Source organism: Algorimicrobium bowmanii (assembly GCF_054031195.1).
This window is the reverse complement of sequence record NZ_CM132929.1, coordinates 2,160,688-2,172,703: the sequence shown is the minus strand read 5'-3', so window position 1 is coordinate 2,172,703 and position 12,016 is coordinate 2,160,688. Positions and strand designations below refer to the sequence as shown.

7 protein-coding genes are annotated in these 12,016 nt (G+C 34.6%); 1 reads left to right on the top strand and 6 read right to left on the bottom strand.

Features of this window, described 5'->3' with window-relative positions; translation table 11 throughout:
- Positions 1-12: 12 nt before the first annotated feature.
- Positions 13-2,211, bottom strand: a complete 2,199-nt coding sequence (locus tag ACW5R3_RS09550; RefSeq protein ID WP_456576786.1) for a bifunctional alpha,alpha-trehalose-phosphate synthase (UDP-forming)/trehalose-phosphatase — start codon at positions 2,209-2,211, stop codon at positions 13-15.
- Positions 2,212-2,293: 82 nt separating this feature from the next.
- Here ACW5R3_RS09550 and ACW5R3_RS09545 point away from each other — a divergent pair, with 82 nt between their 5' ends.
- A complete protein-coding gene (locus ACW5R3_RS09545) occupies positions 2,294-4,099 on the top strand; it encodes a glycoside hydrolase family 15 protein (protein WP_456576785.1) in 1,806 nt (601 codons plus the stop codon).
- Positions 4,100-4,170: 71 nt separating this feature from the next.
- On the opposite strand, the gene ACW5R3_RS09540 is transcribed toward ACW5R3_RS09545, so the two are convergent.
- The 5 genes from ACW5R3_RS09540 to ACW5R3_RS09520 all read right to left on the bottom strand — a co-directional run bounded on the left by ACW5R3_RS09540 (position 4,171) and on the right by ACW5R3_RS09520 (position 11,964).
- Positions 4,171-5,979 (bottom strand): acyl-CoA dehydrogenase family protein, encoded by a 1,809-nt coding sequence (locus tag ACW5R3_RS09540; RefSeq protein ID WP_456576784.1) that lies wholly within the window; start codon positions 5,977-5,979, stop codon positions 4,171-4,173.
- A 26-nt stretch (positions 5,980-6,005) separates the two neighbouring features.
- Entirely contained in the window at positions 6,006-7,196 is a 1,191-nt protein-coding gene (locus tag ACW5R3_RS09535) for an acetyl-CoA C-acyltransferase (RefSeq protein WP_456576783.1), read from the bottom strand.
- Between the two features lie 13 nt (positions 7,197-7,209).
- On the bottom strand, positions 7,210-9,618 hold the full coding sequence (locus ACW5R3_RS09530; protein WP_456576782.1) for a 3-hydroxyacyl-CoA dehydrogenase NAD-binding domain-containing protein: 2,409 nt from the start codon (positions 9,616-9,618) through the stop codon (positions 7,210-7,212).
- Position 9,619: 1 nt separating this feature from the next.
- Positions 9,620-10,075: a MarR family winged helix-turn-helix transcriptional regulator gene (locus ACW5R3_RS09525; protein ID WP_456576781.1), complete on the bottom strand. Its 456-nt coding sequence runs from the start codon at positions 10,073-10,075 to the stop codon at positions 9,620-9,622.
- A 119-nt stretch (positions 10,076-10,194) separates the two neighbouring features.
- A complete protein-coding gene (locus ACW5R3_RS09520) occupies positions 10,195-11,964 on the bottom strand; it encodes an AMP-dependent synthetase/ligase (RefSeq protein ID WP_456576780.1) in 1,770 nt (589 codons plus the stop codon).
- Positions 11,965-12,016: the final 52 nt, after the last annotated feature.

Here is a 12,016-nt window from a genome sequence, read left to right as displayed (position 1 = left end):
AAAACAGGCCGTTTATACGAGTTGTTTTAATAATTCTCGAACTTTTCTTGGGTCTTTAATTTGGTATTTCGCTTTGGTTTTTACATATCCAATTTTAATGGTTTTAGCAAAATCGGGAGCTACTTCAAACATGTATTCGTCTGTCCAATCATCACCCATTATTAAAACAAAATCATAATCTTCTTTCATTAATAATTGACTTGTAGCTCTTCCTTTGTTTACGTTGCTACTTTTTATTTCAATGACTTTGTTTCCTTGTAAAACGGATAATTCATTATTAGTAACCATACTAGTTAGTACGGTGTTTAACTCCATAGTTCGTATTTGTGCTAGTTCAGGATCGGCAGTTCGGTAATGCCAGGCCAAAGAATATTCTTTTTCCTCAATAAAGGTTCCCGGAGTTCTATCTACAAATGTTTCTAGAATGGGTTTAATATTAGACATCCAATCGGTTTTTAAAATTTCTAGAGGTGTCCATTTTTTATGCTCTCTTATCCAAACGCCATGATCTGTAATTAAATCATAATCTTTATGGTAATACCATTTTTCAAAAGTAGCTTTATCGCGTCCGCTAATAAGGCAAAGCTTTGTGTTTTGTTGATTTTGAAAAGTATCTAAAAGTGCGTAAAGTTCTTTATCTGGTTTTGCATCTTGCGGATTGTCTTTAAATCCTACCAAAGTGCCATCGTAGTCAAGAAGAATTAATCTGTTTTTAGCCTTTTTAAAGTTTTCAACGATAATTAGTTCTTCTTTGGAATTTAATTTTTTAGAAACTACAATTTCTTGTAACTGGTTGGTAGCTTTTAAAGCTTCTAAGAATTCTTTTGCCCATTTTTCTACATCGTAACGTTTTAAACGTTTTTGTAAAATCTTCATTCTACTTTTTTGTTCATCTAAAGGCATGTTTAGAGCTTTGTTTAATGCTGTAACAAAGTCTTCAAAACTATTTGGATTTATTAAAATAGCTTCATTCATTTCTTTTGCAGCACCAGCCATTTCACTTAAAATAAGTACACCATCTAAATTGGTACGCGTTGCGACATATTCTTTAGCTACCAAATTCATGCCATCTCTAACAGGTGTTATTAGAGCCACATCGGAAGACGTATATAGGTCAATTAAGTTTTCAAAAGGTAGAGATCTATAAAAGTACCAAATTGGTGTCCAGCTAACGGTTGAGAATTCACCATTAATACGGCCAACCAATTCGTCTGTTTCGCGTTTTAGTTTTTGATATTGCGGCACATTAGATCGTGATGGCACAGCTAACATGATTAGTCGGACTTTTTCTTTATATTCTGGGTAGGTATTTAAAAAATATTCGAAGGCTCTTAACCTATTCGGAATGCCTTTTGTATAGTCTAAACGGTCTATAGAAAGAATGAGTTTTTTGTCTCCTCCTTCGTTTAGGTGTGCGTTTAAACGTTTTTGAAGTTCAGATATTTCAGTATTAGGGTTGTTGTGTTTAAGGGCTGCTTCTTGAAACTTGTTATAGTCAATTCCCATAGGGAAAGAATCTACTTTAATAATTCTGTCATGATAGGTAATCTCATTAAAATTAACATCTAAGCGTAAAATTCTTTTTACGGAACTTAAAAAATGACGTTCGTAATCATAGGTATGAAAACCGATAAGATCAGCACCTAACATTCCTGTTAGGATTTCTTCACGCCATGGAAATGTTCTGAAAATTTCATAAGATGGAAACGGAATATGTAAAAAGAACCCTATAGTCACATCTGGTCTTGCTTCTTTTATAAGTTGTGGTAAAAGCAATAATTGATAATCGTGAACCCAAACTGTATCACCATCTTCAAGTGTTTCTAAAACAACTTCGGCAAATTTTTGGTTTACACGTTTGTAGGCTTCCCATTGAGTGTTTTCAAATTCGCTATACTCTAAAAAATAATGAAAAAGTGGCCAGAGTGTTCGGTTACTAAACCCTAAGTAGTAATCGTCAATGTCCGTTTCAGTAAGACCTACAGCTTTGCATTTTGCTTTTTCAACCTTAGTATTAACTTCTTTTTTTAAATGCTCATCTAGCTCTTCATCCGTAATTCCAGACCAACCAACCCAAATACCGTTTCCATCAGCATGAACCGATTTCATTCCTGTTGCAAGACCTCCAACGCTGGGTGAAACGTTAAGTTTATCTTGCTCTATTGAAATTTGAAGTGGTAATCTGTTAGAAACTATTATTGTTTTATTCATACTAATATTTTGGAAGGTTTTATAGATTTTCGTTAATTTAAAGAAATTGTGAGTTATACCATCATTTAAAACAAGAAAATTAATGAATAATTTAGATTACGGAATTATAGGAAATTGTAGAAGTGCCGCATTAGTATCTAAAAATGCCTCTATTGATTGGTGTTGCTTACCCAAATTTGATTCTGCATCTGTTTTTGCAAAATTATTAGATGATGATATAGGTGGGAGTTTTGGTTTTGTTGTAGATGAAGCTTATACCACCGAACAGTTTTATCAAGATAATACAGCTATTTTGGTAACACGTTTTAGTAATGGCGATGATATTTTTGAGGTGATTGATTTTATGCCAAGATATCATAAACCAAATGGAGATTATCATTCGCCTCCAGAGTTTATTAGATATATAAAATATATTTCCGGACAGCCAGAATTGCAGGTTGCTTATAACCCTAAATTGGAATACGCAAATGGAATTACTTCTACTTATGCTAAAGGCGATTTTATTGTTAGTCTGAATAATGAAGATACATATGACACCTTGTTTCTTTACACCGATTTAGATAAAAATGATATATTGAATAGTCGTAAGATTCGTATTGATTCTGATCATTTTTTCCTAGTAGGTTATAATGAGAAATTATTTGTCCCTCACTTAAAATATGCCAGTTTAGAGTATGAACGCACTAAAGTGTATTGGTTAAATTGGTTAGAGCGTACACCAAAATATAAGAAATTTAACGAGCAAATTTCTCGTAGCGCAATAACGTTAAAGCTATTAAGCTATGATAAATCAGGAGCTGTTTTAGCTGCAGCAACAACATCTTTACCAGAAACTATTGGTGAAGTTAGAAATTGGGATTATCGTTTTTGTTGGATCCGTGATGCATCCATGGTAATTAAGGTCATGTCGCAATTAGGTCATAAAAATATAGCGAGACGCTATCTTAATTTCATTATTGATTTAATACCAGATAAAGATGAGAAATTACAAATTATGTATGGTATTAGTGGTGAAAAGAAGTTAACAGAAGTGTCTTTGGATCATCTTTCGGGATATAAAGGTTCAAGCCCTGTTAGAGTAGGGAACGCTGCCTATATGCAAAAACAGAATGATATATATGGTATTTTAATGGATGTGATCCATCAATTACTCAGTAACTTTAGTAATGATATTGATAATGGTGAAGAGCTTTGGACGATGACCAAAGGTATTGTTTGGGTAGTAAGAAAGCACTGGCAAGAACCAGATAAAGGAATCTGGGAATTCAGGGAAGGCGATCAGCATTTTACATTTTCTAAAGTGCTCTGTTGGACTGCAGTTGATAAAGCTATTAAAGTATCTAAGCTTTTGGGTAAAACCTCTAAATTAGAACGATGGGAGGCATTAGAAAAAGAAATACGAAATGATATTATGGAAAATGCCTGGAACGAAAATGTTCAAGCATTTACGCAAGCTTATAATTCAGAGGATTTAGATGCTTCAGTTTTACTCATGGAGTCGTATGGGTTTATTGATGCAAAACATCCAAAATTTGTAAGTACCGTTAAAGCTATTGAAAAAGAGTTGTGTTATGAAGGCTTACTGTATAGATATAAAAATAAAGATGATTTTGGATTGCCATCATCATCATTTACCATTTGTACTTTTTGGTTTATTAATAGCTTATATAAAATAGGTGAGGAGCAAAAAGCAACCGAACAATTTGAAAAACTATTATCTTATAGTAATCACTTAGGTTTGTTTAGTGAAGATATTGATTTTAAAACAAAACGTTTACTAGGAAACTTCCCGCAAGCGTATTCGCATTTAGCATTAATTGAAACTGCCGTTAATTTATCTAATGTTACAGCAGAGGAGAAGGTGAAAGATACAATTAGCCAGTCTTAGTTTATTTAAATTATAGTTATAAAAAAACCACTTCTAAATGAAGTGGTTTTTTATTTTATAAATCTTAGTAATTAGAAACAGTACTTATTTTCAGCTTTTACTTTTTCTGCAATCTCGATACGTAAATCTACAATATCTGGATAGTTTGCATACTTTGTAAAACGTTTAAGTCCCATAAGCATCATACGTTGTTCATCACCTTCAGCAAAAGAAATAATACTTTCTTTTCCTTTTTCTTCAACAATATCTACAGCATGATATAAATATAATTTAGCCATGGCAATTTGAGCAGATTGCTCTTTTTCGCTCGTGCGTTTTACATTTTTCTCAGTTCTTAAAATAGCTGATTCAGCCATGTATATTTCAATTAAAATATCGGCAGCTGCAATTAGTAATTGTTGGTGATCTTCAAGGTTTTGTCCGTACTTCTGAACAGCTCCACCAGCAACCATTAAGAATGCTTTTTTCAATTTCTTGATCATTTCTTTTTCTTCTGAAAATAATTCAGAATAATCTGGCGTATCAAAAGAAGGAATACCCATTAGTTCTTCTTGAACTTTTTGAGCAGGACCTAATAAATCTACATGACCTTTCATTGCTTTTTTAACAAGCATACCAACGGTTAACATTCTGTTTATTTCGTTAGTACCTTCGTAGATACGTGCAATTCTAGCATCTCTCCACGCAGCTTCCATAGGTGTTTCTTCTGAGAAACCCATACCTCCAAAAATTTGAATACCTTCATCTGCACAGTTTTGTACATCTTCAGACACGGCTACTTTTAATATAGAACATTCAATAGCATATTCTTCTACACCTTTAAGTTCTGCTTCTTGATGTGTATTACCTGCAGCTTGACGCATAGCTATACGGTCTTCAATATTTTTAGCAGCTCTATAAGTTGCAGATTCACCAGCATATGCATTAGCTGCCATTTCTGCTAATTTCGTTTTAATAGCACCAAATTCTGCAATAGGTGTTTTAAATTGCTTACGCTCATTAGCGTAGTTTACAGCAGTTGTTAAAATACGACGTTGTGAATCTAAACAAGCAGCTGCTAGTTTAATACGACCAACGTTTAATGCATTCATGGCAATTTTAAAACCTTCACCGCGACCAGCTAACATGTTTTCAGCAGGAACAACGGTATCGTTAAAAAATACTTGTCTTGTAGAAGAAGCGCGAATACCTAACTTGTGTTCTTCCTCACCTAAAGTAATACCATTTGGGTTTTCTTTATCATACTCAACAATAAAACCAGTAATGTTTTTATCGTCTTCAATACGGGCAAAAACGATCATCAAACTACAGAATCCTGCATTAGAAATCCACATTTTTTGTCCGTTAATTTTATACGATTTACCATCATCAGATAGTTCGGCTGTGGTTTTACCAGAATTGGCATCCGATCCAGCACCTGGTTCTGTTAAACAGTAAGCACCAAACCATTCGCCAGTTGCTAATTTAGGTACGTATTTTTTCTTTTGTTCTTCAGTTCCATAAAGTGTTATTGGCATAGTACCAATTCCTGTATGTGCTCCAAAAGCTGTACTGAAAGAACCAGTACCTGAAGAAATGTAATCACAAGTTAAAACAGTTGAAACAAACCCCATTCCTAAGCCATCATATGCTTCAGGGACTGCTACGCCTAAAAATCCTAGTTCACCAGCTTTACGCATAACTTCTTCCGTTAATGCATAATCTTTAGCTTCAAATCTTGGTTTATGCGCAATGATTTCACGGTCGTTAAACTCCATTACAGCATCCTTCATCATGGTTTGTTCTTCTGAAAAATCTTCAGGAGTAAACACATCTTCACATTTTGTATCTTTTACTAAGAATTGACCTCCTCTTAAGATGTCTTTTTCAGTTGCTTCCATTTTATTATTTTGTATTAAGTTTTTTATTAGTTTAAAAATTCAAATATGCCACAAGCACCTTGTCCTGTTCCAACACACATAGTAACGGCTCCATATTTACCAACCATGTTACGTTTACGCATTTCATCAAAAAGTTGTACTGATAATTTAGCACCTGTACAGCCTAATGGGTGACCTAAAGCAATGGCGCCACCATTAACATTAATAATGTCTGGGTTTAAGTCTAACTCTCTAATTACGGCTAACGATTGAGAAGCAAAGGCTTCGTTTAATTCAATTAACTCTAAATCAGATTGTTGTAAACCAGCTTGTTTTAAAGCTTTTGGAATAGCTTTTACGGGACCAATCCCCATTATACGAGGTTCAACACCTGCAGCTGCATAGTTAACCAAACGTGCCACCGGCTCAAGACCTAATTCTTTTACCATAGCTTCGCTCATAACCATTACAAAAGCAGCACCATCACTCATTTGAGATGAGTTTCCGGCAGTTACGCTACCACCAGCAGCAAATACGGCTCTTAGTTTTGCTAAAGCCTCTTTGTTTGTACCAGCACGTGGACCTTCATCTTTAGTTACTGTATATGATTTTGTTGCTTTTTTGCCATTAGCGTCTACATATGTTTGTTCAACATCAATAGGGACAATTTGATCTTGAAAGCGATTTTCAGCTTGTGCTTTTAATGCTTTCATATGAGAATTGTATGCAAATTCATCTTGATCTTCACGAGATACATTGAATTGTTTAGCAACAGCTTCCGCTGTATTTCCCATTCCCCAGTAATAATCTTCATGACCAGATTTAACAAGGTCATAATTTAATTCTGGTTTAAAACCTGTCATTGGTACGCTACTCATACTTTCTGCACCACCAGCAATAATACAATCGGCCATTCCTGCTTGAATCTTAGCGGTAGCCATTCCAATGGTTTCTATCCCTGATGAACAGAAACGATTAACCGTTACGCCAGGTACATCAACAATATCTAACCCCATTAAAGAGATTAAACGTGCCATGTTTAAACCTTGTGAGCCTTCTGGCATTGCATTTCCAACTATGACATCGTCAATACGTTTAGGGTCTAAATTAGGTAGCTCTTTCATCATGTATTTGATGGTTTCTGCAGCTAATTCGTCAGTTCTTTTAAAACGGAACACACCTTTTGGAGCTTTACCAACGGCTGTTCTATATGCTTTTACTATATATGCTTGTTTCATTTTTTTCTTTTTTCTAGTTTCTAAGCGGTTTACCCGTTTTCAGCATATGCTGAATACGTTCCAGTGTTTTACGTTCTGTACATAACGATAGGAAGGCTTCACGCTCTAAATCCAATAAATATTGTTCACTTACTAATGATGGTTCAGATAGATCTCCACCAGCCATTACGTAAGCCAATTTGTTGGCTATTTTCATATCGTGTTCACTAATGTAATTACTATCTTCCATAGAATCAGTTCCAACTAAAAACATACCTAAAGCTTGTTTTCCAAGTACTTTAACGTCTGTACGTTTTACAGGTTGTGTATATCCCATATCAGCCATTAGTTTAGCATGTTGTTTAGCTATAGCAATTTGTCGATCTTTATTAACTACAACAACATCTTTACCTTGTTGCAGAACACCCATATCAAAGGCTTCATAAGCCGAAGTAGATACTTTAGCCATTCCGATAGTTAAGAAATACTCTTGAAGCGTATTTAATTGTACATCACCTTTCTTGAAGGTGTCTGATGCACGAAGGGCCATTTCTTTAGAACCCCCACCACCAGGAATAACACCTACACCAAACTCCACAAGTCCCATGTATGTTTCCGCAGCGGCAACAACTTTATCAGCATGAAGCGATAATTCACATCCACCTCCTAAAGCCATACCGTGAGGTGCAGATATAGTTGGTATAGATGAGTAGCGCATACGCATCATTGTGTCTTGGAAATATTTGATAGCCATGTTTAGCTCGTCATATTCTTGTTCGGCAGCCATCATAAAAATCATTCCGATATTGGCTCCAACTGAAAAATTAGCAGCTTGATTTCCGACTACGAGTCCGGCAAAATCTTTCTCAGCCAAATCGATAGCCTTGTTAAGTCCTGCTAAAACATCACCACCAATGGTGTTCATTTTACTTTGGAACTCACAATTCAGGATACCATCACCTAAATCCTCAATAACAACGCCTGAGTTTTTAAATACTTCGTTTGATTTTCTAATATTATCTAGGATGATAAAAGCATCTTGTCCTGGAATTTTTGTTTGTTTTTTAGAAGGAATGTCATAATAGTAAGAAGCTCCTTCTTTTACAGTGTAGAAAGATTTACTACCAGATTCAAGCAAATCATTGACCCAATTAGCAGGCGATAAACCTTCAGCTTTAATTAATTCAAGACCTTTTTCAACACCAATAGCATCCCAAATTTGGAATGGTCCGTGCTCCCAACCGAATCCGGCCTTCATGGCATCATCAATTTTATATAATTCGTCTGTAATTTCAGGAATTCTATGAGAAACATAGGCAAACATTGCAGCGAAGTTTTTACGGTAAAATTCTCCTGCTTTATCTTTACCTGAAACTAAAATAGGGAAGCGGTTTACTACTTTGTCAACTGTTTTAGTTAGTTCTAATGTGGCAAACTTTGCTGATTTTTTAGAACGATATTCTAAGGTGTCTAAATCTAAAGATAGAATTTCACTCTTACCTTTGGCTCCTTTAACTTTTTTATAAAAACCTTGCCCCGTCTTGCTACCTAACCATTTGTTTTCCATCATGGTGTTGATGAATTCTGGTAATTTAAAAAGATGATGAGCTTCATCATTTGGGCAGTTTTCATAAATACCATTGGCAACATGTACCAATGTATCAAGGCCTACAACATCTACTGTACGGAAGGTTGCTGATTTTGGTCGGCCTATTACAGGTCCTGTTAATTTATCAACTTCCTCTATGGTTAATCCTAATTCTTTTACTTGATGGAATAAACTTTGAATTCCAAAAATTCCAATTCTATTACCAATAAAAGCTGGTGTATCTTTAGCTATAACAGATGTTTTACCTAAAAATTTTGCACCGTATTCGTTTAAGAAATCTAAGACTTCAGGTGCTGTTTTAGGACCAGGGATGATTTCAAATAATTTTAAATAACGCGCTGGGTTAAAAAAGTGTGTTCCACAGAAGTGTTTTTGGAAATCCTCACTACGGCCTTCACTCATAAAATGAATTGGAATACCAGATGTATTAGATGTAATTAGAGTACCCGGTGTACGGTGTTTTTCTAAATTTTCAAAAACTTGTTTTTTAATATCTAAACGTTCAACAACAACTTCAATAATCCAATCAACATCGGCAACCTTGGCAATATCATCCTCTAAGTTTCCTGTGGTGATACGGTTGGCGAATTTTTGATTATATATAGGTGAAGGTTTCGATTTTAAAGAAGCTTTTAAAGCATCGTTTACCATTCTGTTTCTTACAACCTTGTCTTCTAAAGTTAAGCCTTTAGCTTTTTCTTTATCATTCAATTCTCTTGGAAGGATGTCTAATAATAAGACATCAACACCAATATTGGCAAAATGGCAAGCAATACCGCTTCCCATAATTCCAGAGCCTATAACTGCTACTTTTTTTATTCTACGTTTGCTCATGTTATTTTGATATGTGTTCTTTTTGATTATAAATTTTCTTATTGGAAATCATATTATTGATAATTTCAGCGACTTCATAAAAGCTCTCTAATTTTTCATCTGAAACATTAGCGCGAATGGCTTCATTGAAAGTCAATACTTTTTCTTTTGAATATTCTCGTTTTTCCCGTCCAAACTCAGTAAGGTGAATAATAACACCACGACCATCTTCAGGATTTGGTTTGCGTTCAATTAATCCTTTTTCTTGCATAGTTTTTAATGTACGAGATAGGCTAGTGGCCTCCATTCCCATTTTAGGTCCTAGTGATGTTGATGCAGTACCAAGTTCTGGGTCGATACTTAATAATGCAAATCCAGTAGACATACTAGTTTCAAACTTTGCAGCTTCTTCATTATACATTTTATTAATGGCCAACCATGTGGTCCTAAATATATAATCGATCGTTTTATCCTTCATATTTATGTGTTCGGTTCCCAAATATAATAAAAATTTACTATGCACGCATAATAAATTTGTTAAATTTTATAAACTGAAGGGTAAAAAAAAACTCCTATTTAGTATAGGAGTTGATTTTTTTAAGGGCGGTATATTTTTTCGATGAGGTCTTTGTAAATTTCTTTTATAACCTTACGCTTCATTTTCATGGTAGGAGTTAGGTGACCATCCTCAATTGTCCAAGGATTTGGTGTAATTTCAAAGCGTTTGATTTGTTCCCAATGACCAAATTTTTGATTGGCTTCATCAATTTCTTCTTGAATGCGCTCTTGTAGTTGAGCGTTTGAGCACATATCTAATTTTGATTGAAACGAGATATTATGTCTTTTTGCCCATTCTTCAACAAACTCATAATTTATTTGTACTAAAGCTGCAGGCATTTTTTCGCCTTCACCAATCACCATAATCTGCTCAATAAATCGCGATTGTTTAAATTGGTTTTCTAAAAGAGCAGGGGCTACATATTTGCCTCCTGATGTTTTAAACATTTCTTTTTTTCTATCGGTAATTTTTAAAAAGCCTTCTTTATCTATTTCTCCAATATCACCGGTATGGAAGTAATTATCTACAAGTACTTCATTGGTTTTCTCTGGATCTTTATAATAGCCTAACATGGTGTTGGGGCCTTTAACTAATATTTCGCCATCGTTAGCAATTTTCACTTCTACATTATCAATAACACGACCTACAGTACCTACTTTAAAACCACCATTTCGTTGGTCGTTAACTGAAATTACAGGAGAGGTTTCTGTAAGACCATAACCTTCCATAATAGGCATTTCGGCAGCTGCAAAAACACGTGTTAGTCGAGGTTGTAATGCTGCACTACCTGATACCATAAGATCTAATTGACCACCTAGACCTTCTTTCCACTTACTGAAAATAAGTTTCCTTGCTAGTTTAAGTTGCGTTTCATACCACCAACCGTTTGCGCCATAAGGTTCGTATCTCAAACCTAAATTTACAGCCCAAAAGAATAATCCTTTTTTTATTCCTGTTAGCTCGCTACCTTTTGCTACAATTTTATCGAATACTTTTTCATACAGCCTTGGAACAGCTGTCATAACATGTGGCTTAATTTCTTTAAGGTTGTCGCTCATTTTATCAATAGACTCGGCAAAATAGATTTCGACACCACAATATTGGTATAAGTAAAGAATCATGCGCTCAAAAACATGGCAAACGGGTAGAAAACTAAGAGATTTAGATTTTCCATAGTCAAATGGAACCCGTTTTTCACTATCTAAAACATTTGATACGAGGTTTTTATGCGAAAGCATAACACCTTTAGGTTTTCCTGTTGTTCCAGAGGTATATATTAAAGTTGCTAAGTCGTCTGTTGTTACCGCATTTTTACGAGCTTCAACGTCGCCTTGATTGCTTGTATCTTCCCCTAATTTAAGAATATCTTTCCAACTGTTTTCTCCAGGGATGTCATCAAATGTATAGACTGCTTTTAGTTTAGTTTGCCCTTTTACGGCATTAAGTTTTTCTAAAATACTAGTGTCTGATACAAAACAATATGTTGCTTCGGAATGGTTTAAAATATATTCATAATCTTCTTTAGCAATAGTAGGGTAGATAGGAACATTTTGTGCACCAGTCTGCAATATGCCGATATCCATAATATTCCATTCAGTCCTATTAGTAGTGGATATTACAGCTATTTTATCGTTAGGTTTTACTCCTAATCGTAATAAACCACGACTAATAGTATTGGATTGGTCTACGTATTCTTGTGAGGAAATAGATTCCCATTTCCCATTATATTTAGATGTAAATGTTTTATCTAAATTATAAGTTTCTAATTGATAATATGGGAAATCAAAAATCCTGGTAATTTGAGTCATTTGTATATGAAGTTTGTAGACTTGCAAATTATGAAAAAAAACTGATATTAAA